Annotated in this window: 18 protein-coding genes and 1 pseudogene; 12 read left to right on the top strand and 7 right to left on the bottom strand. The window is 66.2% G+C overall.

The window, feature by feature from the left end; all coding sequences use genetic code 11:
- Positions 1 to 45: 45 nt before the first annotated feature.
- Positions 46 to 1509, top strand: a complete 1464-nt coding sequence (gene pdxR / locus RJ1_RS08860; protein ID WP_073359589.1) for a MocR-like pyridoxine biosynthesis transcription factor PdxR — start codon at positions 46 to 48, stop codon at positions 1507 to 1509.
- A 25-nt stretch (positions 1510 to 1534) separates the two neighbouring features.
- Here pdxR and RJ1_RS08855 read toward each other — a convergent pair whose 3' ends face one another.
- The 3 genes from RJ1_RS08855 to RJ1_RS08845 are packed head-to-tail and all read right to left on the bottom strand — an operon-like array spanning position 1535 to position 4892.
- On the bottom strand, positions 1535 to 3142 hold the full coding sequence (locus RJ1_RS08855) for an amidohydrolase (RefSeq protein ID WP_073359588.1): 1608 nt from the start codon (positions 3140 to 3142) through the stop codon (positions 1535 to 1537).
- Positions 3142 to 4638 carry a sodium:solute symporter family protein gene (locus RJ1_RS08850; protein WP_073359587.1) on the bottom strand — a complete coding sequence of 499 codons (1497 nt, stop codon included), beginning with the start codon at positions 4636 to 4638 and terminating at the stop codon, positions 3142 to 3144. The genes RJ1_RS08855 and RJ1_RS08850 overlap by 1 nt, the downstream gene beginning before the upstream one ends.
- Positions 4635 to 4892 carry a DUF3311 domain-containing protein gene (locus tag RJ1_RS08845; RefSeq protein ID WP_073359586.1) on the bottom strand — a complete coding sequence of 86 codons (258 nt, stop codon included), beginning with the start codon at positions 4890 to 4892 and terminating at the stop codon, positions 4635 to 4637. The genes RJ1_RS08850 and RJ1_RS08845 overlap by 4 nt, the downstream gene beginning before the upstream one ends.
- Before the next feature lie 176 nt (positions 4893 to 5068).
- On the opposite strand from RJ1_RS08845, the gene RJ1_RS08840 reads away from it, so the two are divergent.
- From RJ1_RS08840 to RJ1_RS08820, 5 genes are all read left to right on the top strand, one after another.
- The gene (locus RJ1_RS08840) at positions 5069 to 6334 is read left to right on the top strand and encodes a PucR family transcriptional regulator (protein WP_083400588.1); all 1266 of its coding nucleotides are present in this window, start codon (positions 5069 to 5071) and stop codon (positions 6332 to 6334) included.
- A 131-nt stretch (positions 6335 to 6465) separates the two neighbouring features.
- Positions 6466 to 7194, top strand: coding sequence for a GntR family transcriptional regulator (locus RJ1_RS08835; RefSeq protein ID WP_073359585.1), 729 nt, complete (start codon positions 6466 to 6468; stop codon positions 7192 to 7194).
- Between the two features lie 49 nt (positions 7195 to 7243).
- Complete coding sequence (locus tag RJ1_RS08830; RefSeq protein ID WP_073359584.1) at positions 7244 to 8026, top strand: IclR family transcriptional regulator; 783 nt, start codon at positions 7244 to 7246, stop codon at positions 8024 to 8026.
- A gap of 200 nt (positions 8027 to 8226) precedes the next feature.
- On the top strand, positions 8227 to 9498 hold the full coding sequence (locus tag RJ1_RS08825; RefSeq protein WP_073359583.1) for a hydroxyacid-oxoacid transhydrogenase: 1272 nt from the start codon (positions 8227 to 8229) through the stop codon (positions 9496 to 9498).
- Entirely contained in the window at positions 9495 to 10862 is a 1368-nt protein-coding gene (locus tag RJ1_RS08820) for an MFS transporter (RefSeq protein WP_073359582.1), read from the top strand. The genes RJ1_RS08825 and RJ1_RS08820 overlap by 4 nt, the downstream gene beginning before the upstream one ends.
- Positions 10863 to 10935: 73 nt before the next feature.
- Here RJ1_RS08820 and RJ1_RS08815 read toward each other — a convergent pair whose 3' ends face one another.
- On the bottom strand, positions 10936 to 11691 hold the full coding sequence (locus RJ1_RS08815) for a sulfite exporter TauE/SafE family protein (protein WP_073359581.1): 756 nt from the start codon (positions 11689 to 11691) through the stop codon (positions 10936 to 10938).
- Between the two features lie 180 nt (positions 11692 to 11871).
- Complete coding sequence (gene xsc, locus RJ1_RS08810; protein ID WP_073359580.1) at positions 11872 to 13680, bottom strand: sulfoacetaldehyde acetyltransferase; 1809 nt, start codon at positions 13678 to 13680, stop codon at positions 11872 to 11874.
- Between the two features lie 199 nt (positions 13681 to 13879).
- Here xsc and RJ1_RS08805 point away from each other — a divergent pair, with 199 nt between their 5' ends.
- Genes RJ1_RS08805 through RJ1_RS08790 form a run of 4 tightly spaced genes read left to right on the top strand, consistent with a single transcriptional unit; the run spans position 13880 to position 18154 of the window.
- Positions 13880 to 14713, top strand: a complete 834-nt coding sequence (locus RJ1_RS08805) for an IclR family transcriptional regulator (RefSeq protein WP_073359579.1) — start codon at positions 13880 to 13882, stop codon at positions 14711 to 14713.
- Positions 14714 to 14723: 10 nt separating this feature from the next.
- Positions 14724 to 15704, top strand: a complete 981-nt coding sequence (locus RJ1_RS08800; RefSeq protein ID WP_073359578.1) for an AAA family ATPase — start codon at positions 14724 to 14726, stop codon at positions 15702 to 15704.
- Positions 15705 to 15714: 10 nt separating this feature from the next.
- Positions 15715 to 17427 (top strand): cobaltochelatase CobT-related protein, encoded by a 1713-nt coding sequence (locus RJ1_RS08795; RefSeq protein ID WP_073359577.1) that lies wholly within the window; start codon positions 15715 to 15717, stop codon positions 17425 to 17427.
- Between the two features lie 43 nt (positions 17428 to 17470).
- Positions 17471 to 18154: a phosphonatase-like hydrolase gene (locus RJ1_RS08790; RefSeq protein ID WP_073359576.1), complete on the top strand. Its 684-nt coding sequence runs from the start codon at positions 17471 to 17473 to the stop codon at positions 18152 to 18154.
- 61 nt (positions 18155 to 18215) lie between these two features.
- On the opposite strand, the gene RJ1_RS08785 is transcribed toward RJ1_RS08790, so the two are convergent.
- The gene (locus tag RJ1_RS08785; protein ID WP_073359575.1) at positions 18216 to 19271 is read right to left on the bottom strand and encodes a LacI family DNA-binding transcriptional regulator; all 1056 of its coding nucleotides are present in this window, start codon (positions 19269 to 19271) and stop codon (positions 18216 to 18218) included.
- Between the two features lie 183 nt (positions 19272 to 19454).
- Between RJ1_RS08785 and RJ1_RS08780 the strand changes: the two genes are divergently transcribed.
- Positions 19455 to 20393, top strand: a complete 939-nt coding sequence (locus tag RJ1_RS08780; protein ID WP_073359574.1) for a dihydrodipicolinate synthase family protein — start codon at positions 19455 to 19457, stop codon at positions 20391 to 20393.
- Positions 20394 to 20684: 291 nt separating this feature from the next.
- Positions 20685 to 21860 carry an Nramp family divalent metal transporter gene (locus tag RJ1_RS08775; RefSeq protein WP_073359646.1) on the top strand — a complete coding sequence of 392 codons (1176 nt, stop codon included), beginning with the start codon at positions 20685 to 20687 and terminating at the stop codon, positions 21858 to 21860.
- Between the two features lie 41 nt (positions 21861 to 21901).
- Here RJ1_RS08775 and RJ1_RS08770 read toward each other — a convergent pair.
- A pseudogene (locus RJ1_RS08770) lies at positions 21902 to 22285 on the bottom strand (GABA permease); the annotation flags it as partial.

Below are 22285 nucleotides of genomic sequence, written 5' to 3'. Positions count from 1 at the left end.
GGTCGGCCTTCGTCGGGCCACTCCGCGATCTACAGGAGGCGATGCGTGCCGAGAACACTGATCGAGATCGACCGCAATTCCGCCGAACCGCTGTATCGCCAGGTTCGGCGGGCGATCGAACACGGCATCGCCAACGGACTGTTCGATCCCCGGCATCGTCTGCCGAGTTCGCGCGAACTCGCGGTCGATCTCGCGATCTCCCGGAACACGATCAACCTGGCCTATCAGGAACTGATCGCCGAGGGACTCGTTCAGAGCCACCAACGCTCCGGCATGTTCGTGAATCCCGACATGATCGAGACGCTGGCCTCCGATGCCCGCGCCACCATCCCGCGCATCGACTGGTCGTCCCGCATCCGGCGCTACCCCGACGCCGACGTCCCCCACATCGAGAAGAACGTCGACTGGCACAGCTACCCGTACCCGTTCCTGGCCGGGCAGATCGACATCCGCAGCTTCCCGGCCCGCGCCTGGGTCCGGTGTCTGCGCGACGCGCTGTACCAACCCCACGCCTACGCCAGTCTCCAGGACAGCGTCGGGGCGGACGACCCGATGCTGATCGACATGATCCGCCAGCACCTGCTGCCGTCGCGCGGCATCGAGGCGAGCGCCGACGAAGTGCTCGTCACCGTCGGCTCCCAGCAGGGCCTGGACCTCGTCGGCCGAGTTCTGCTCGGACCTGAGCATCGGGTCGCCATCGAGAACCCCGGCTACCTCGACGCGCGACACATCTTCCTGCGCACGGGCGCCCAGGTGTACGGCATCGACGTCGACGCGCACGGCCTCCGCCCGCCGGAGACTCTGCGCGGCACCGACCTGATGTATCTGACACCGAGCCATCACCATCCGACCAACGTGACGCTCGGCATCGACCGGCGTCAACGCCTGCTGCAACTCGCCGCCGAATCCGGCACCGTGATCGTCGAGGACGACTACGACAGCGAGTTCCGCTACCACGGCAGCCCCAGCCCAGCGCTCAAGGCGCTCGACTCCAGCGGCGACGCCGTGTATCTCGGTACGTTCTCGAAATTCCTGGCCCCCGGCCTGCGCCTCGGCTACCTCGTCGGTCCCGCGGATCTGGTGCGTGAACTGCGCAAAGCCCGCCGGTACATGCTGCGGCACCCACCCGGTCACCAGCAGCGGGCCCTGGCGATGCTCATCGACAGCGGGGAGTACCACCGGGCGCTGCGCCACCACCGCACCCAGATGAAACACAAGTGGGAACGCCTGTGCACGGCCGTGGACAAGTACCTGCCGTGGTCGCAGGAACCGTACCCGCCCGGCGGGGTGAGCCTCTGGATGACCGGGCCCGACGAACTCGACTGCCGCGCCGTCGTCCGCGAGGCGGAACAGCGCGGCGTCCTCGTCGAGCGCGGCGACATCTTCTACACCCAGCCGGTACCGCCCCGCAACCACTTTCGCATCGGCTACGGGGCGATCCCACTGCGCTCCATCGAAGAGGGGATTGCCCTCCTCGGTCAGGCCTGCGCGGCGAGTATGCGGCGCTAACCAGACCAGTTCCGCTGCGGCCGAATCACTCCGGCGTGTGCACCGACTCCCCGTCGACCATGACCATTGCGGGACGGGGCATTTCGGCGGTGCCGTCCGCGAGATCTCCGACGCTGCCGCCGAGCGCGACCAAGTCCGCGCGACGGCCGGCCATCAGGGTGCCGACACGGTTCTCGTCGTGCACGAGATACGCGCTGTCGACAGTCATTGCGCGGACCGCACGGTCCACCCTGATCCGCTGGCCGGCGCCCAGAACCGCACCGTCCCTCGTCATCCTGGTGACCGCTGTCCTGATGGTCGCGAGCGGATCCATCGGGGTGATCGGGCAGTCCGAATGCAGTCCGAATCGCAGTCCCAACTCGTCGGCGCAGGCGAGGGGATCCATCTCGGCCGCTCGTCGGGCACCGAGGAAGCGGTCGCGGTGCCGATCGCCCCAGTAGAAGATGTGGTTGACGAAGAAACTCACGCCGAGTTCGGCCTCGCGGATCGCCTCGAGGTCGCTCGGTGCGCTCACCTGGCAGTGTTCGATGCGATGCCGTCCCACCCGTTTGTCGGTGGTCTGAGCCCTGCTCAGTGCGGTGATCGCGGCTCCGACCGCCGCGTCGCCGTTGGCGTGCACTGCGACCTGTCCTCCTGCGCGGTGTACCCGCAGAACCATGTCGTCGAGTTGCTCCTGGGGGTACAGCAGGTCGCCGTGATGGCTGGGATCGCACGCGTAGGGCGTGCGCAGTGCCGCGGACAACCCCTGGATCGAACCGTCTGCCCAGAACTTCGCGCCGGCCAGCCGGAAGTGGGCTCCGTTCGTGGGTGCGTGCTCGAAGGCGACCGTTCCGTCGTCGAGGGCGTCGAGCGCGAGGTCGCCGCGCAGGAACCCGACGACGTGCACCGGCAACTCACCCGATGCGTCCAATGCGCGGTAGGCGGTCAGCTCCTGTGCGCCTGCGGAGAGACCGATGCCGAGATCGTGGATGGTGGTGATGCCCCGCGAACGCGCCAACTGCAGGCTGCGCAGCAGAGCGCTGTTCACCTCCTGCTCGGTGAGGGCGGGGACCGCTGCGGTGAGTCGCGACACCGCGTCGATCTCCCACGCCATCCCGGTCAGGCGACCGTCCTCCCCGCGAGGAAAGAGCGGGTCGTCCACCGCCACCGTGGATTCGTCGATACCCGCGGCGGCGAGCGCGGCGGTGTTGGCAACAGCGAAGTGTCCGCAGATGTGGAGGACGATCACCGGTCGGTCGGTGCTGACCGCGTCGAGGTCCGTCCTGGTCGGATGCCTCCCCTCGGCGATCTGGGTGTCGTCGTAACCCCACCCCCGGATCCATCCGCTGCCGGAGGCCGATGCCCGCAGGGCCTGTTGAATGTCCGCGATCGACCGGCACGGTGGTGTTCGGCAGTCCGCCCAGCCGTCGGTCAGGCCGGCATACGTGGGGTGGATGTGCGACTCGACGAGTCCCGGGATCACCGTGGCACCGGGCAGGTCGAGACGACGGGCACCGATACCGGCGCATTCCGCCATCTCCTCCCTGGTGCCTGTGGCGACGACGCCGGCGCCCTCGATGACCAGCGCTTCCACGATCGGAGACGAGGGGTTCTGGGTGTGGATCGAATCGGCGGTGAGCAACGTTCTGGTCATCAGGCACCCACTTCACTGTGTGCGGCCGTCGGTGCGACGGCAGGGACGGGCGTTCTACCGTCGGCGCGGAGGCCACGGACGGGATCGGTCGGCGGCCAGAACAACCGGGTCGATGCGACGAAGAGGATATTGAGGACCAACGCGGCCGCGCCGATGTTCACGCCGAGACCGGTGAGCCACTCGGACACGGGACCGTGCTTGTCGAGATAGAGCCACAGCACCACGACGTCGCCGAGCACCACGCCCATTCCGAGAGCAGACGGGCGTAGCTTCCACCCGAAGATCATGGTCGCGAAGACCACAGCCGCCTGGGTGACGCCGTAGTACGCGGTGTTGACCAGGGTCAGCAGCAGCTGCGGTGTTGCGAGCGTGAGCAGGAGCGAGATCGCGAGGTACGCCACGACGACTCCTCGCACCCAGATCCGTTGGCGAGATTCCGGGATACCGGTGATGATGTTGCGCGAGACGATCGCGCCGATCCCGAGCGCCGCCCCGCACAGCACCACGATCGCGCAGAGGGCCGCGCCGCCTGCGACGACACCGGTCAGCCAGTCGGGCAACAGTTGTCGCGACAACTGCAGGAGCACCTGGTCGGATTCTGTGCCCTCGAGTTTGGTGGGCAGCAGCGTGATCGCCCCGAAGGCGGCAGCGACGAGGAACGGGTACATGAGCATGTACAGCGGGTTGAACTTGGCGACCCGCTTGATCGTGGCCTCGGACTTCGCCGCGAGCACCGCCTGCACGATGATCGGGAAGATGAAGAACCCGACCGACTGGAACACGATCGTCGTCAGCACGAACGTCAGTGACGACCCGGTGACCGTGGAGTGTGAAGCCGAGCCGCCATCACTGGCTGCCGCCGCGGCGAACAACTTCTCGGTACCACCGGTCTCGACCACTGCCGCCAGTCCGATCAAGACGGCACCGAGCAACAGGGCGGTGTCCTTCACGTAGGACACGAACGCGGGTGCTCGCACACCGGACAACATGAGGAACAGCAGAGCGAGGGCGGCACCTGCGAATACCGCAACGGTGGGGTCGATGGCGATTCCGAGGCCGGTCAGTGCGATCTGCAGACCGGCGAGCTGAAGCTGGCCCCACGGGATGAGGAACACGACCGAGGCGATGGCGATCGTCAGTTCCAACCCACGCGACCGGAAGTGACGTCCCGCCACATCGGGCAGGGTCATGGCGCCGTATCGCTTGCCTGCACGCCAGAGGTACGGCGCGAAGAAGTATCCGATCGGGTAGGCCAGCAGGATGTACCCGATGAACCAGACGCCATAGCTGGCCCCGTGCGCATAGACGCCGCCGGGGAATCCGATCAGGGTGCCGATGCTGTACGCCTCGCCCGCTCCCAGGATGAAGACCAGCAGGGGACCGAACGACCGGCCGCCCACCAAGTAGTCCGAGATCTCCTTCTTGCTGCCGCGCCGCGACAACACACCGGCTCCGAGGGCGAGGACGAGCACGAGGGTGAAGAAGGCCGCGGTCATGACTGGTCTCCCGTCCCGGCGGTCGTGATCGCCGCTTCAGCGGCCTCGGCTGCTTCGAAATCCTTACGATCGAAGAACTTCCACGCGAGATGCAAGCACAGCGACGTGAGCGGCATCCACAGGAAGAGCCACGCGAACAGGATGGGAACTCCGAAGACCGTGGCCGTGGATCCGGACAGTGCGACGATGCCGCCCAGCACCCCGGCGAACGGGACTCCGATCGCGAGCAAGGCGCTTTTTGCCTCGTTTGACATGACTTCTGGGCTCCTAATCTGACGGTTGCCACCGGTGTGGTGAGTGGGTCCGGTGTCGGTCGACATGCGCTCTGCAATTAGTGTGGTCCGCATCACTCCCCTCGGGCCATGGGCGAATCCCGGAAAACACCGCGGCGGTTCGTGAAATTCACGGGAGTGCGGAATGCGAGGTGAGGGTGCCTGAATCCGTGGGCGGAGACACGATCCAGCGGTTGTGCCGTCAGGTCTCCGACGAGATCGAGTCGGTCACCGACCGGGCGGTGCACCAGATCCGCACCGAGCTGCAGTCGTACGCCGCCGTTCCGATCGACGAACAGCGCGGGTACATCAGCCGGCAGCTGACGGCGACGTTGCAGGCCGTGAGCGAGAACGAACCCTTCGCCGAAGACGTCCTCGAGCGGTCCCGCCAACTGGGCCGGCGCCGGGCCATGCAGGGTCTGCCGCTGTCCGATGTCATCGAGACGTACCACATCGCGTCCCGCGAATTGTGGAACACGATGGTGTCCCGAGCCGAGGAGCCGACCAGCGAACTGCTGCACGCGGGCGGCGTGATGTGGGACCTCGTCCACACCGCCACCAGCGCGGTCGCCGTCGGACACACCGACGCGACCCGCAGCGAACAGGCTATCCGCGCGGGGGTCCGGTACCGGTTCTTCGAGGCCCTCGCGAGGGATGCAGACGGCGACCACCGCGATGCCCGGGCACTCGCGGAAGCACTGGGCTTCGATCCCCAACTCGAGTTCCACGCGGTATGCCTCACCGCGGAGGAGTGGTCGGAAGCCCAGCTCGAGCGACTCCAGCGCACCCTCGACACGATTCCCGGCACCACTCAATGCAGCCGGCACGGCACCGTCATCATCGCGCTGAGCCAGCGCGCACCCGTCGATCACATCGTCCGCGAGATACAGCGCGATCACCCGGGCACCACGGTAGGAGTCGGATTGGACCGCCCCGGCCTGACCGGGGCGGCGATGAGCATCACGGATGCGCGCAGGGTGCTGCAACTGGCCTCACCGAGCGGCGAGGTAGTTCGTTTCGCCGACGAGTGGGTGGCCGCCACACTCTCGGACCATCGGGCCGAGCTCACCACACTGCTGGAGCCGGGGGTCGCCGTCGCCTCGGAGCATCCACACCTCGTCGAGGCGGTGTCGGCGTTCGCGCGCAACGGGTTCTCCATCAGCGCGGCGGGCAGGGACATCCACCTGCACGCGAACTCGATCACCTACCGGCTCGATCGTTGGCAACAGCTGACCGGCTGGGACCCGCGGACCCTCGACGGCCTGCAGCGGTCGATCCTGAGTCTCGAGCTGTTTCATCGCGATTCACGCAGTGCGGGCTCCCCACCGCGGGGTGACCAGCCGCCCTCCCCACTCGACACGTCACCTCCATTTGTTTCGCCGACAGGTGCGCGCCACCACGGTTCGCAAGCACCCGAGGAGTAGGCCGAGCCGGCTGAAGGATCAATGGCTACGCCAGAGGGCCTGCGGGCATCGGGCATGTTCGCTTCAGATGTAGCATGTTACCTGAGTAACATGCTACACGTTACTCGATCGAACGCGACTAGAGTGACGACGTGGTCGATTCTCCGCTCACTCTCCAGCCGATTGCTCGCACGGCCGAATCACTCACCGAGAAAGTGATCACCGGGGTGCTCGACGCCGTGCGCAGCGGACAAATGGTCCCGGGGATCCTGTACTCGGTCTATCAGGTCGCCGACGAGTTCGGAGTGTCCCGCAGCCCGGTCCGCGAGGGTTTGCTCCGGCTCGCCGATTCTGGACTGGTGCGGTTCGAACGCAATCGCGGATTCCGAATAATCCTTCCCCAACCTCATGAGATCGCAGAGATCTTCGCGGTCCGGCTCGCGCTGGAACTACCCGCCGTGCGCCGTGTCGCGCGTGAGTCGTCTCCAGCCCTGAACGAGCAACTCCAGCGTCAGCTGGACGATATGGAGCGCAGTGCCGCGGCCGGAAACGATGCGTTGTTCTCGAAACAGGACGAGCGACTGCACGATCTGATCCTCGCTGCCGCCGGCAACTCGCGCTCGCGCTCGATCATCAGCAACCTTCGGGAGACAACGCGACTGCTGGGCGCATCGACAGCCGACCGCTCACGCACACTCGAGGACATCAACGCCGAGCACCGCCCAGTTGTCGAGGCGATCCTCGAGGCGGATTCGTCTGCGGCCGAGAGCGCATTACGGCGACACATCCTTCACACCGGAACGCTCCTGGTAGAACAGGCGGCGGCCGATCAGGGCGCCGGCCAGGACTGCAACGAGATCTGGGTATCGGTCATCGACTGAGTCGGTAACATCGGCTCACCGGCAGGCATGACAAGGATGGGGTCGCGCAGTGAGCGAAGAACTGCCTGCGGGCACACAGTCCGTCGGCCGAGCGCTGGCCGTGCTCAAGTTGCTCGCATCGTCGTCCGACGAGCTGACCGGCAGTGCGATCGCGGCAGAACTCCGATTGTCGTCCGGCACGGCCAACAGACTTATCCGAGCGCTGATCGCAGAGGGTCTCGTAGCGAGGAATTCGATATCCGACAGCTACTACCTCGGCAGCGGAACGGTGCTCCTCGGCCAGGCCGCACAACGCGGATTCGGCATGGACAAGGCCTTACCCATCCTGGAGCAGGTCAATGCCGAGACCCAGGAATCGGTGAACCTGTCGATCCGGGAAGGGTCGGAGTCGGTAGTGATGATGCGGGTGCAATCGACGCTCCCGCTGCGATTCGAACAGCACACAGGCGCTCGGTTCCCCCTGTACACGACGGCATCGGGCAAGGCCATCCTCGCGTTCTCTCCGCATGCCGAAACGTACGTCAAGACGCTTCCGGTCAAGCTCGCCAAGGTCACGCCGTACAGCCTGAGCACTCCCCGCGAGCTCTCCGAGCAACTGCGAGAGATCCGTACCCGGGGGTACAGCATCGACGAGCAGGAGAACGTAGAGGGAGTGCGTTGCGTGGGCGCCCCGATCCTGGATGCGAACGGAACCGCGCAGGCTGCACTGGTGATCCAGGTGCCCACTGTTCGCATGCCGAACGCCAGGGTTCGAACACTCGGAGAACGCATTCTTCAGGCAGCCAAGGAAGTATCACAGTTCATCCCGGTCAACCGGGCGATGTCTCACTGACCCGACGCCCTTCCGCGGGTCATCAGCCGGGTCTTGTGCAACCCCTGCCTCGCCGTAGTTCTGTGGCGGCCCAATCCGTTCCGCCTCTGGATCCATCAAATTCTTCGTGTGAGGCACTTCACATATCAGTGATCATGGCCTATCGTCACTTCACAGTGTGGGGAATGCCCCTACATGGTGACAGCGGAGGAGTCTCAACGATGTATCGATCGAACGAGAACGAGAGCGTCTTCACCTGGGCAGCACCGCCACTGAAGTTCGGCATCGGAGCACTGGACGAGCTGGGCGCCGAGCTATCGGCACAGGCTCTGGAATCGTGCTTGGTCATTACCGATCCGGGTGTTCGAAACACTGGGATACCCGACCGGATCCGCGAACAATTGGTCGCAGTGGGCATCAAATCGGATGTATTCGATGGCGTCGCAGTCGAGCCGACGGATGAGAGCATCAACGAGGCCGTCTCCTACGCCTCGGAACGGGAGTGGGACTGCTTCATCGCAGTCGGCGGAGGTTCCGCCATCGACACGGCCAAGGCCGTCAACCTCCTCACCACACACCCCGGAGAATTGCTCGACTTCGTGACCCCGCCGATCGGCGGAGGTAGGGCGCCGTGGCTTCCGCTGAAGCCCCTGATCGCCGTGCCGACCACCGCCGGCACCGGATCGGAATCGACGACGATCTGCGTCATCGATTTCCTCGGCCTGCACTTGAAAGCCGGTGTCAGCCACCCGAAGTTGCGACCGACGCTCGCCGTTGTAGATCCCCTGACCACCGTCTCTCTTCCCTCGCAGGTCACGGCCGCGAGCGGGATGGACGTGCTGTCTCACGCACTCGAGAGCTACACCAGCGTCCGGTTCGACGCCAAGCCTGCACCGGAAGACCCGATGAAGCGCCCCGCCTTCTGTGGTTCCAACCCGATCAGTGACGTCTGGTGCGAGCAGGCCCTCTCTCTGGTGGGGAAGTACCTGCGGCGCGCCGTAATGAACGGGCGAGACCTCGAAGCCAGGTACCAGATGGCGCTTGCGTCGACCTCCGCCGGAACAGGGTTCGGGAACGCGGGCACCCATCTGCCGCATGCCAATGCCTACCCGGTCGCCGGCGCGGTCGAGAACTATCAGGCCGAGGGCTACCCCCCAATGCCCATGGTGCCGCACGGACAGGCCGTATCCGCCACTGCCGCTGCGGTTTTCCGATGGACGTACCCGAGCGATCCCAGTCGGCACCTGCGCGCGGCCGAACTTCTCTCCGGCCAGACCTTCACGACGACCGATGGAGCGGACGCGCTCGCGCATGTCTTGAGCGAACTGATGACGGACATCGAAATGCCCTCCGGGTTGCGCAGTTTCGGCTACTCCGAAGAGCACCTCGACACACTGGTCGATGGAACGATGAAGCAGACACGTCAGCTGGCCGTCGTGCCCCGTCCGGTAACCAGGGATGCCCTCACACACATATTCCGGGAGTCGTTGTGAGCACTTCCCGAGACACCGAGCAGGAACCCTCGAAGTCCGAGATCCGCACCGTCGTGGCCTCGAGTATCGTCGGAACGACAGTCGAGTGGTACGACTTCTTCCTCTACGGCATCGCCGCCGGGCTGGTATTCGACAAACTCTTCTTCCCGGGGTCGGATCCGGTCGTCGGCACACTGCTTGCGTTTGCCACGTTCGCGATCGGATTCATGGCCCGGCCGTTCGGCGGTCTCGTCTTCGGGCACATCGGCGACCGCGTCGGCCGGAAGAAGACCCTGGTGGCAACCATGATGATCATGGGTGTGGCGACCTGCCTGATCGGGCTGGTCCCCAGTTACGCCACGATCGGTATCGCGGCACCGATTTTGCTGGTGGTACTTCGCCTCGCGCAAGGTATCGCAATCGGCGGTGAATGGGGCGGGGCGGTCCTGATGGCCGTCGAGTACGCTCCCAGCGGCAAGCGCGGTTTCTACGGAAGCCTGCCGCAAATCGGCCTCGCGATCGGCCTGATGTTGGGTACCGGTGTATTCGCGGTACTCAACCTGGCAATGTCGGAGGCTGCATTTCTCGCCTGGGGATGGCGGATCGCCTTCATGCTGAGCGCGATCCTGGTGGCGGTCGGCCTCTTCATCCGCCTCAAGGTCATGGAGACTCCAGCCTTCCGCAAGCTCGAAACGGTAGAGGAGAAGGCTACTGTGCCTGCTCTGGAACTGATCAAGAGCCCGCAGTCGCGGCGAAACATGTTGCTGGGAATGGGCAGTCGATGGGCCGAGGGCGTGGCCTTCAATACGTGGGCGGTTTTTGTCATTGCGTACGGCACCGGCACGCTGCACCTCAGCCGACAGACCCTGCTGCTGGCGGTGATGGCCGCGGCGGCGACTATGGTCGTATTCATCCCGATCTTCGGAAGGGTGGCAGACCGTTTCGACCGCAGACACGTATTCGCGGCGGGAATCGTGATCCTCACGGCTGCGGCTTATCCCGCCTTCGTCCTTGTCGGTACCGGAAATACAGCGGTCATCGTCGTCACGATCGTATTGGTCCTCGGGGTCCTCTATCCGATCGTCTACGCCCCCGAGTCGTCGCTGTTTGCGGAACTGTTCCCCACCCGAGTCCGCTACAGCGGTATCTCCGTCGTCTACCAGCTTTCGGGAATCGTGGCATCCGGGCTGACACCGCTCGTGCTCGCTTCCCTCCTCAGTTCGGCAACCGGTGGACTTTCACTGATAATGGGATACACCGTGGCGGTAGGGGTTGTCAGTACCGTGTGCACACTCGCCATCCGCCGTCGGGACATCTACACCGAGGGCACGGACGCACAATCACACCCTGACGATGCGGCAATGTCGCGGATAGCCTCGACCTGACGCACGGCCGCCGTGGCCCCGACTCGGGTTCGACCGAGGGCGGGGCCACAGCGCTGCGATCGACCACACCCGATCAGCGCAACGCCACCTGCACCAGCACGGCGATGCCGAGGACTCCGAGTAGCCAGAGGACGCGTTGACGAACGCGGTCGGCGGTGGTGCGGGCGAACATCCATTTGCCGGCGGCTGCGCCTGCCAGGCAGAGGGGGATGAACAGCGCGGTCTGGGCGAGGACCGGTGTGGTGAGCAATCCGCCGGCGGCGGATCCTGCGACGCCGAATGCGTCGATGCCGAGGAAGAACACCACCAGCGAGGCGCGGCCGGCGACCACGTGTGAGGACGCCGAGAAGTACATCAGGATCACCGGTGGGCCACCCAATGCGAAGCCGCCGTTGAGAAGTCCCGAAACGACGCCGGTCGCGGTGGTGCTGCCGGGGCCCGGGAGGGAGGCGCGGTCGGGCACGACTGCCATAGCCACCGCTGCGGCGACGATGGAGAGTCCGAGCAGGATGCGGACGAGGTCACCGGACAGCTGGGTGAGCAGCCACATTCCGACGGGCATCCCGATGAGGGTGCCGGCGAACAGCCACCGCAGCGACTGCCAGTGCACCTGACGCCACACCTGGGGCAGCATCGCCGCACTGGAGACGACTTCGAGGATGAACACCGTCGGGATCACGGCGGTCGGCGGGAGCAGCACCACCAGTCCCGCCACCCACACCATCGAGCCGCCGAATCCGCCGAATCCGCGGACCACGCCGCCGGCCACGATGATGAGCAGCGCGAGAGCGATCGCGGGCATCGAGAGACCCCACACTGTTGATGCCACGAATCGCCACCGTTCACTTCCACTTCGTCATTACCTTCGACAACGAATTGTGGGAGGTCCGGGCCGGCAGGACCAGATCCAGTCCGCGACGGATCGTCGGTACCAGGACGCACGAAGGTGGCCCCCGGCGCTGGCTGCGCCGGGGACCACCTCACGGGTGTGGGACTACACGGTGTGGGACTACACGTAGTCCTTGTACTTGTCGAGCAGGCGCACCGGCTTCGACAGCGCGTCGCGGCGGAAGGGGTCGCCCAGTTCCCGGGTGCACATGATCTCGATGACCGTCGTCTTGCCCTCGTTCATCTGCGCGGCGACCGCGCGCTGCAGCGCCGGGCCGACCTCTTCGAGTTTGTCGACGACGATGCCCTCGGCACCCATCGCCTGCGCGATGCCGGCGAAGGATTCGCTCTCGAGCTCACCCGCGACGAAGCGGCGGTTGTAGAAGTCGACCTGGTTCTTCTTCTCCGCACCCCACTGACGGTTGTGGAACACGACTGCGGTGACGGGGATGTCGTGGCGGACCGCGGTCATGACCTCACCGAGGCTCATTCCCCAGGCGCCGTCGCCGGCGTACGCGATCGCCGGCCGTTCCGGCGCCGCCGCCTTCGCGCCGATGACGGTGGGCAGTGCGTAGCCGCAGTTGCCGAAGCTCATCGGGGCGAGGAAGCTGCGCGGCTTCTCGAACCGCAGGTAGCTGTTGGCGACCGAGTTGATGTTGCCGATGTCCGTGGACACCATCACGTCCTCCGGCATCGCCTTCTCCAGCTCACGCAGCACCTGGCGCGGGTGCAGCCAGTTGCCGTCCTCGCCTTCCTGTTCGGCGATCATGTCGAGGCTGAACGGATCGCGCTCGTGGGTCCACTCGTCGAGTTCCTTCTCCCACGCGGCCTTCTCGGCGTCGATCTTCTTGCTGCGCTCCTCGCGGTTGGTGTCGCACGCGAGTGCCTTGCCCTCGAGCCGCTCGGTGAGCGCCACTGCGGCGGCCTTCGCGTCGCCGCAGATCCCGACGGACACCTTCTTGACCAGGCCGAGCATCTTGTGGTCGGCATCGATCTGGATGATCTTGGCGTTCTTGGGCCAGTAGTCCATGCCGTGCTGCGGCAGCGTGCCGAAGGGGCCGAGGCGGGTGCCGAGCGCGAGCACGACGTCGGCCTGGCTGATCAGCTTCATCGCGGCCTTCGACCCCTGGTAGCCCAGCGGGCCGGTCCACAGCGGGTGGCTCGCGGGGAAGGAGTCGTTGTGGAGGTAGCTGTTGACGACGGGCGCACCGAGACGCTCCGCGAGTGCCTTGCACTCCTCGACGCCGTCGGCCATGACCACGCCGCCACCGGAGACGATCACCGGGAATTCGGCCTGGGCCAGCAGTTCCGCTGCCTCGTTCAGGCTCGTCTCGCCGCCGGGACCGCGGTCGAGCCGGGTGGGCTTCGGGATCTCGGTCTCGATCTCACCGTAGAAGAAGTCGCGGGGGATGTTGAGCTGCGTGGGGCCCATCTCCGACATCGCGCGGTCGAAACAGCGGCCGGTGAACTCGGCCATGCGCTTCGGGTTGTTGACGTGGCCCTGGTACTTGGTGAACTCCTGGAACATCGGGAGCTGGTTGGCTTCCTGGAAGCCACCCAGACCGGTTCCCATGGTGCCGGCCTCGGGGGTGACGATGACGACGGGGCTGTGCGCCCAGAATGCGGCGGCGATGGCCGTGACGCAGTTGCTGATGCCCGGACCGTTCTGGCCGATCACCATGCCGTGCCGCCCGCTGACCCGGGCGTATCCGTCGGCCATGTGTCCCGCGCCCTGCTCGTGGACGACCGGGACGAGTCGGATTCCGGCGGGAGCGAAGATGTCCATCGCATCCATGAACGCGGACCCCATGATGCCGAACATGTCCGTCACGCCGTTGGCAACCATCGTCTCGACGAACGCCTCTGACGGTGTCATCTTCTGTACACCGGTAACCGCGGTGCGATCGGCACCGTTCTTCTTCTTGCTCATGTGTGATCCTCCTTCAGGGGCGCGCCGGAAACGGCAGAGAATGTCAAAAATCGGAACGTTTCGTTCGTGATTTTGTGATGTGCAGTGACTGTAGGCCACGTCACACGCTCCGTCAATGAATGTTCCTAAAACTGGAACGGGATGTATGATTTTTCGATACACGACGCGTAAGCGCCGCCATTCCGTCCGAGGAGGAACCGTGGGTGAGATTCACCGGATCAGCGAGTCGAACGGGCACCCGACCACGGAGCTGCCCGGAGACACCCCGACGCTGCGCCTGTTCGCGCTGCTCGAGATGATCGCGTCCAAGGACCAGCTGTTCACCTTGCAGGGGCTCGTCGAGGAGACGGGCATGGCCAAGCCGACCCTGCACCGCATGCTCCAGCAGCTCGAAGGAGCCGGACTCCTCACTCGACAGAACAACGGCCGGCACTACGGCACCGGGGTCCGCCTGCGCCGCTTCGCCGAGAACCTTCTGCTCAACGACACGCACCACGGCGCCCGGCACGCGATCCTCCGAAACCTCGTCGCGGAACTCGGCGAGAGTTGCAACGTGACCACCCTGTCGGGCAGCGAAGTGGTATACCTCGATCGCGTGGAAACGCCGGAGCCCCTGCGGTTTACGCTTCACGCGGGATCGCGGGTTCCCGCGCACTGCTCGGCGAGTGGCAAGATGATCCTGTCGCAACTCAGCCCGGCGCAGCGCGGGCGGCTGCTCGGTCGGATGCCGCTCGAGCGATACACCACCAAGACGGTCACCGACGTCGAGCTCATCGAAGCCGAACTCAAGCAGGTGCGCCGGGACGGCTACGCGATCGACGACGAGGAGTTCCTGCCCGGCCTGGTGTGCGCGGCGGTGCTCGTCCCGTGCGCCACAGGCAATTCCAATCTCTGCATCGCAGTCCAGGCCCCGGTCATGCGACTCACCCCCGACAAGGCGCTCAAGCTCCTTCCGGCACTGCGGCGCGCAGCTGATGCTATCGGTGAGATCGAGAACGAGGTCACGGGCATCGAATCGACAGAAATGAACTGAAGGAGGGCGCATGCCCGAAATGACCACCGCGGCCCCCAGCCACCTGGTGTCCGTGCGCGAACTGTTCGGCCTCGACACCGACCGGACGGTGCGCGCGTTCCGCGAACCCGTCGACCACGTCCCCGACATCGACCCCGCGTACCGTTTCGATCACGCCGTGACGACCGCCTTGCTCGCCGGGTTCGGCCGGAACCGCCGGGTGATGGTGCAGGGGCTGCACGGCACCGGCAAGTCCACGCACATCGAGCAGGTCGCGGCCCGGCTCAACTGGCCGTGCGTCCGGGTCAATCTCGACGGACATCTCAGCCGGCTCGACCTGATCGGCCGGGACGCCGTCGTACTCCGAGAAGGCAAGCAGGTCACCGAATTCCAGGAGGGCATCCTGCCGTGGGCGCTGCAGCGGCCCGTCGCCCTGATTCTCGACGAGTACGACGCCGGGCGTCCCGACGTCATGTTCGTGATTCAACGCATCCTCGAGCGCGACGGAAAGCTCACGCTGCTCGATCAGAACAGGGTGCTGTCCCCCCATCCGGCCTTCCGCCTGTTCGCCACCGCCAACACCGTCGGCCTGGGCAATCTCAACGGCCTGTATCACGGTGCGCAGCGGCTCAATCACGCTCAGATCGATCGCTGGAACATCGTCGCGACCCTCGATCACCTACCCGCAGAACAGGAGATCGACATCGTCGCCGCCCGGGTGCCGTCCCTGGACGACCCCGCAGGCCGGGACCTCATCGCATCGATGGTCGCCGTGGCCAACCTGACCCGCAACGGTTTCCGGGTCGGCGACCTGTCGACCCTGATGTCTCCGCGCACGGTGATCACCTGGGCCGAGAACATCGAGATCTTCCGCGATCCGGCGCTGGCATTCCGGCTGTCGTTCGTCAACAAGTGTGACGAAGCCGAGCGGCCGATCGTCGCCGAGTACTTCCAGCGCTGCTTCGACGCGGAACTGGACGGGTCGGCGACGCTCGCCACGAGCGTGGCCTGAGTCCGCGGTCATGGCAGAACTGTCCGCACTGCCCGACTCGGTCCGCCGTCAGCAGCAGGTTCACGAACTCTGTGCCGCCTCGATCCGGGCCCTCGCAGCCCAGGGCGAGTTGCACTTTCGTGGACCGGTGCTCCATCGCGGACACCGGCGCGTGCCGATGCCCGCCCCGCATCTGCACCCGACCTTCGCCCGCGACGACGTCACCTCCTTCCGCGGCGCGAGCGACGGCATGGCCCTGCGACTGCTCCACACCGATCCCACTGTGCATCGGAGCCTGTGCCCGGAGGACACGCCGGGCCGGCTGATCTTCGAGACCCTCGAACAGTTCCGCGTCGAATCGCTGGCCGACGACGCCATGGGCGGGGTGCGCGCGAATCTGGCTCACCGCTTCGCGCAGTGGTCGCAGGACTTCGTGGCGTCCGGGCTGACGGAGACCGTGCACGGCATGCTGCTGTTCACGGTGACGCAGATGTGCCGGGCCCGGATCACCGCCGAGCCGATACCCGAGTCGACGCAGGACCTGATCGAGTCGACCCGGTTCGCCCTGGCCTCCGTCCTCGGTGACCACCTGCCCCCGCTGCGCCGAACCCGATTCTCGCAACACGACTTCGGTATTCATGCCCTGGCCGTCGCCGACGTGATCGGCCGCCGGCTGGAGTCGGCCGCCGACCCGGACGACTCCGACGACGCCGGCCGCGACGAGCAGGCCGCGAGCTTCTCCCTGATCTTCGACTTCGAGCCGGACGAGCACGAGGCCTTCGCGACCGCCGCGTCGGGGCACAGCCGCGCACTGGGTGACAGCGGGGACGGATACCGAGTGTTCACCCGCGCCTACGACGAGACACGCGACGTCGCGTCGCTCGTCCGACCCGAACTGCTCCAGGACTACCGCCGGCGGCTCGACCTCACCATCGACAGCCGGCACCTCAACGTCCGGAAACTCGGACGGCAACTGAAGACTCTGCTGTCGGAACCCGTCCGCGACGGGTGGGAAGGCGGACGGGAAGAGGGCTACATCGACGGTCGCCGGCTCGCGCAGCTCGTCACCTCGCCCACCGAACGCCGACTCTTCGCCGCCGAACGCACCGAACCGCGGACCGACGCGACGGTGACCTTCCTCATCGACTGCTCGGGCTCCATGAAGGAGTTCAGCGAACCGGTTGCGGTCCTGGTCGACGTGTTCGCGCGGGCACTCGAACTGGCCGACGCCCGCTGCGAGATCCTGGGATTCACGACCGCCGCCTGGAACGGCGGCCGAGCCCGCAAGGACTGGCTCCGGTCCGGACGTCCCGGCAACCCGGGACGTCTCAACGAGGTGCGGCAGCTGGTGTTCAAGGACGCGGAGACCACCTGGCGCCGAGCGCGTCCCGCGATCGCGGGGCTGCTGAAGAACGACCTGTTCAAGGAGGGCGTCGACGGTGAGGCCGTCGACTGGGCGTGCACACGGATGCGCGACCGCGCCCCGGGCAGGAGGCTCCTGTTCGTGATCTCGGACGGCAGCCCACTGGACGGCGCCACCGCACTGGCCAACGACGAGTTCTACCTGGACCACCACCTGCAGACGGTGGTCGAGCGGCACGAGGACGAACGGGCCGTCGAGGTGTGCGGGCTGGGGGTCGGGCTCGACCTGAGCCCGTACTACGACCGGTGCAGGACGCTCGATCTGTCGCACGGAACCAGCAGCGACGTCATTGCCGACGTGCTGTCGATGATCGCCCACTGACAGGCGTACCTGTGAGTGGCTCAACAGTGAAGGAGTCACACCCATGACCGAACACCGGGTTTCGCTGGTGACCTTGGACATTGCCGGCACGAGCGTCGACGAGGGCGGGGCCGTGTACGTCGCGTTGCGCGACACCGTCGAGAACTACCTCGGCGCACCGATTCCGGACGATCGGTTCGACCGCTGGAAGGGCACAGGAAAACGACAGGCCATCGAGGGGCTGCTGCGTGAGAGCGGCGTCCCGGCAGACACGGCCGTACTCGATTCCGTCGAATCCGAGTTCACCGCCATGCTCCTCGGCGCGTACCGGAAGACCCCGCCGACCGCGCTGCCGGGAGTCGCCGACGCCTTCGCCACGTTGCGGGAGCGTGGCGTCAAAGTCGTTCTGCAGACGGGATACTCACGCGGCATCGCGGAACCGCTGCTCGAGCAGGTCGGCTGGGAGATCGGGAGAGACATCGACGGCATGATCACCAGCGATCAGGTGCGGATAAGCCGGCCGTCGCCGTATCTCATCTTCCGTGCGATGGAACTCGCAGGAGTGCAGAGTGTCGACGAGGTCCTCGTCGGCGGCGACACCCCCAACGATCTACGGGCCGGAACGAACGCCGGAGCGCGGTACGTGGTGGGTGTTCTGACCGGTGCCCACGAAGCCGAGACCCTGCGCCCGGAGCCCCACACGCACATTCTGGACAGCGCAGCGAAGATCCCTCAGCTGTTGGGCTGATCGACCACCGTGGGCCGGTTCTGCTGTCGTGCAGCAGAACCGGCCCACAGTCGTGCCGCGGTCAGTGCCGCGGGTCGGAGCCCCGGTGGGGACCGGATGACTTTCGCGGGATCAATGTGGGCAGCGCACGCCTGATCGGGTTCTCGACGGGTGCCTGCATGAGCATCAGATCGAGTGCCGTGGCAGCGATCTGATCGAAGGGTGTGCGCACCGACGTCAGCGGGACCGGCAGCAGGTGCGCCAGCGGGATGTCGTTGTATCCGACGAGTGCGACATCGTCCCCGATCGACAGCGACGATTGATGGGCCGCCGCGAGGACGCCGATCGCGAGGTTGTCGTTGGCCGCGAAGACCGCGGTAGGACGAGTGGCGGAGCCGAAGAGTCGGCGTCCGGCTTCTTCGCCGCTCTCGATACCGAAGGTGGTTTCGACGATCCACTCTGGGTCGACGGATATCCCTGCCTCCCGCAGCGCCCTTCGAGCGCCTGCGAGACGGCCGGTGGCGGTGGACGTGAAGAGCGGGCCGGACAGCACGGCGATGTCGGTGTGCCCGAGATCGATCAGGTGGCGGACGGCGAGGTAGCCGCCGGCTTCGTCGTCACCGATCGAGGACGGGCTGATGCCGTCGGTGCGCAGGACGAGTGCGTGGGGCACTCCCTGTTCGCGCAGTTCGCGCGGCAGGGGATCGTCGCGTCGGCTGGAGGCGATGATCAAGCCGTCGACGTTCCGGGCCAGGAGGGTGCGCGCCGCCTCGGCTTCGTGGGTGGGATCGTCACCGGTGGTTGCGACGACGGTGAAATAGCCGAGCCTGGTAGCCGCCCGGCTGATCGCCTCGAACATCAGCGCCATGACGGTGTCGCTCAACCGCGGGACGAGCACTCCGATCGTGGCGGTCTGGCCGCGTCGGAGACTGGAGGCGAAGGTGTTGCGGCGGTAGCCGAGTTGATCGGCGACCGCGCGCACGCGCTCGGCTGTCGCCGATCGGGACGGCGGCACCCGATCGTCGAGCACCCGGCTCACGGTCGAGGTGCTGACCCCTGCCGCGTCTGCCACCTCCCGCAGCGTGACCACTCTGCTCTTGTCCCGCCCCCGCGGCGCCGCGCTTCCGTTCGCTTCCATCGTGTTCCTATCTACCGCCTCTGGCGGTCCGTCGAGCTGCCAAGAAAGCCTGATCACACCCGGTTCAGCATCGTGACCCTTGACACAGTTCACCATCGTAGCGCACGATGAAATCGTTCACGGGAACGTTCCCGGGAACGTTCCCACTCAGTCGCAGCACCTTCGAAGAGAAGCGAGAACATCGTGACGACACTCGACCTCCGCGGACTCGTCCCGGCCCCCGTGACCCCCTTCAAGCGGGACGAGACCCTCGACTTCGACGCGATCCGGCGCCTCGGGTCGTGGCTGGCAGGCGTGGACGGCGTCAAGGGCCTGGTCGTCCTCGGCCACGCCGGTGAAGGCACGTTCCTCACCCAGGACGAGCAGGCAGCCGTGATCTCCGCGTTCCGGGAGGCAGTCGAGGACCGGCTCCCGATCATCGCCGGCATCACCGGTGAAGGAACCGCGGTCGCCGCCGACGAGGCAAAGCGCGCAGTGGCCGCCGGTGCCGCTGCCGGTCTCGTCTACCCGTCCCACGGATGGCTGCGGTTCGGCTTCCAGAAGGGCGCACCGCAGGACCGCTACCGTCAGATCCACGAGGAGTCCGGGCTCCCGCTGATCCTGTTCCAGTACCCGGACGTCACCAAGGCCACCTACGACCTCGACACTCAGCTCGAAATCGCCGCCCAGCCGGGGGTGTTCGCCACCAAGAACGGCGTCCGGAACATGCGCCGCTGGGACACCGAGATCCCGGTCCTGCGCCGCGAGAACCCCGACCTGCAAATCCTCACCTGCCACGACGAGTACCTGCTGCACACGATGTTCGACGTCGACGGCGCGCTCGTCGGCTACGGCGGACTCGCACCCGAACCTTTGGTCGAGCTCATCGCGGCCGGCAAGGCCAAGGATTACGCCGCGGCCCGCGCCATCCACGACCGGCTGCTCCCCGTCACCCGCAACGTCTACCACCGCGGCTCGCACATGGAAGGCACCGTGGCGCTCAAGGAAGGCCTCGTCGCCCGAGGCATCCTCGAACATGCCACCGTCCGTCCGCCACTGCTTCCCCTGGCCGAGGGTGCCGGCGCCGAGATCGCCGCCGCACTGCAGTCTGCCGGGCTCACCTCCGTCGCCGCCTACGCCTGACGATCCAGCACGCATCTTCACGGGCGACGGTGCCCCTTCCGCCCTCGCCCACGCGGTCGCCGGTCATCCCTGCGAGCGACCGATGTCACCGCCGGCCCGCCACCCTCCTCGAGGTGAGCGGGCCGGCGCGGAAGCACTCCGAGTTCCTTCCAGAAAGTAGGCTCATCGATGAGTCAGCCCTCTCGCACATCAGTCGATTCGGTCGGAGGCGCGTCAGTGGTCGCAAGCAGTCCACCGCCGCCCGAGGGTCGGACCCGGCCGCAGCGGAAGTACTGGATCCGCACCCTCGCCATGGCCGGTCCCGCGTTCATCGCAGGCGCATGGCAATTCGGCCCCGGCAACCTCGCCAGCGCAGTCCAGGCCGGCAGCGAATACAGCTACTCACTCATCTGGGTCATCGCCGTCTCGACGATCTTCATGCTCGTCTACGCCGACATGAGCGTGCGCCTCGGCATCCGCACACCCGTGTCGATGATCAGCTCCGTCAAGGACGTGCTGGGCCGGCGTGTCGGTGTGGCCGCCGGCATCGGAGTTTTCGTCATCACCCTGTGTTTCTCCGTCGGCAACGCCGTCGGTTCCGGGCTCGGCCTGTCCATGGTGTTCGGTGGTTCCCCGATCATATGGTCCGCGGTCTGCACCGTCTTCGTGGGTCTGATCCTGTTGTTCCGCAACGTCTACCGCACCGTCGAACGTGTCCTGCTGGTGATCGTCGCGCTCCTGGCGGCCACTTTCGTCTTCAGCGCCATCATCGCGAAACCCGACTGGTTCCAGGCAGTGAACGGACTCGTCCCCTCCATCCCGCCCGGCGGGCAACTCCTCGTCGTCGCCCTGGTCGGCACCAACTTCTCGCTCAACGCAGCGTTCTTCACCTCCTACGGCACCCATGAAAGGAAGCGCACCGCAGCCGAATACCGCCAGACGACCATCGCCGACACCGTCCCCGGGATCGTGGCACCCGGCATCATGACCTCGCTCGTCATCATCGTCGCCGCCGCCGTCCTCGGCCGGCAGAACACCGAAGCGACCACCCTCGCCGGGCTGGCCAGGATCTTCGAACCCATCGCCGGGCCGATCGGCTCGACGATCTTCGCGCTCGGGCTCTCGGGTGCCGCGTTCTCCGCCATGGTCGCCAACGCCACCGCAGGCGGAACCATGCTCTCCGACGGACTCGGCAAGGGCCCGTCGCCGAGCACGGCAACCGCCAAGCGCACCAGCGCCGCGATCCTCGCCTTCGGCCTCCTGATCACCGTCTTGTTCACCAAGTCACCGGTGCAGCTCATCATCTTCGCGCAGGCTCTGACCGTGCTGATCGCACCCTTCCTGGGATTCCTGCTCTTCGTGATGAGCAACAACTCCCAGCTGATGGGCAATCTCCGGAACACGTGGTGGAAGAACGTGATCGCCGCCCTCGGCTTCGTCTCGATCCTGTCGCTGTCCGGACTGCTCGTGTACGAGCTGCTCAGCTGACGCGGCACCGCCTCGTCACGTGGATCCCGGCGCCGGGGTCCTCACGGGGTGGGAGCGGAGACGCTCGGGGTGAGAGGCCGGGAGTTGCTCCGCTTGCCGCGGCGCCGGAACCGGTAGGCGATCAGGGTGATGACGAGGGCCGCGACGCTCAGCGAGATCTGCGAGCGGGACGAGTCGACGAAGAACATCGATACCAAGACAGCGAGGATGCCGCCGGCGGCGAGGATGGACAGGTAGGGGAACAGCCACATCTTCAGGCGGAGCTGTCCGACTTCTTCGCGAGTCATCAGGCCGCGCAGCTTGATCTGCGACAGCGCGATCATGAGGTACACCATCAGGATGGTGGCACCGGACGCGTTGAGCAGGAACACGAAGACGGTGTCGGGCGACAGGTAATCCAGTCCGATGCAGGCGAACCCGACGAG

It is taken from the genome of Rhodococcus jostii NBRC 16295, from assembly GCF_001894825.1.
Classification (GTDB): Bacteria; Actinomycetota; Actinomycetes; order Mycobacteriales; family Mycobacteriaceae; genus Rhodococcus_F; species Rhodococcus_F jostii.
The sequence above is the reverse complement of the archived record's forward strand: the minus strand, read 5'-3'. Positions and strand labels throughout refer to the sequence as shown.

Bases quoted from the DNA above. Each gene is read 5' to 3' on its own strand.
- RJ1_RS08790 (WP_073359576.1), top strand. From the start codon at position 17,471: ATGACCGAACACCGGGTTTCGCTGGTGACCTTGGACATTGCCGGCACG.
- RJ1_RS08825 (WP_073359583.1), top strand. From the start codon at position 8,227: ATGTATCGATCGAACGAGAACGAGAGCGTCTTCACCTGGGCAGCACCG.
- xsc (WP_073359580.1), bottom strand. From the start codon at position 13,680: ATGAGCAAGAAGAAGAACGGTGCCGATCGCACCGCGGTTACCGGTGTA.
- RJ1_RS08775 (WP_073359646.1), top strand. From the start codon at position 20,685: ATGGCCGGTCCCGCGTTCATCGCAGGCGCATGGCAATTCGGCCCCGGC.
- RJ1_RS08855 (WP_073359588.1), bottom strand. From the start codon at position 3,142: ATGACCAGAACGTTGCTCACCGCCGATTCGATCCACACCCAGAACCCC.
- RJ1_RS08785 (WP_073359575.1), bottom strand. From the start codon at position 19,271: ATGGAAGCGAACGGAAGCGCGGCGCCGCGGGGGCGGGACAAGAGCAGA.
- RJ1_RS08795 (WP_073359577.1), top strand. From the start codon at position 15,715: ATGGCAGAACTGTCCGCACTGCCCGACTCGGTCCGCCGTCAGCAGCAG.
- RJ1_RS08800 (WP_073359578.1), top strand. From the start codon at position 14,724: ATGCCCGAAATGACCACCGCGGCCCCCAGCCACCTGGTGTCCGTGCGC.
- RJ1_RS08845 (WP_073359586.1), bottom strand. From the start codon at position 4,892: ATGTCAAACGAGGCAAAAAGCGCCTTGCTCGCGATCGGAGTCCCGTTC.
- RJ1_RS08850 (WP_073359587.1), bottom strand. From the start codon at position 4,638: ATGACCGCGGCCTTCTTCACCCTCGTGCTCGTCCTCGCCCTCGGAGCC.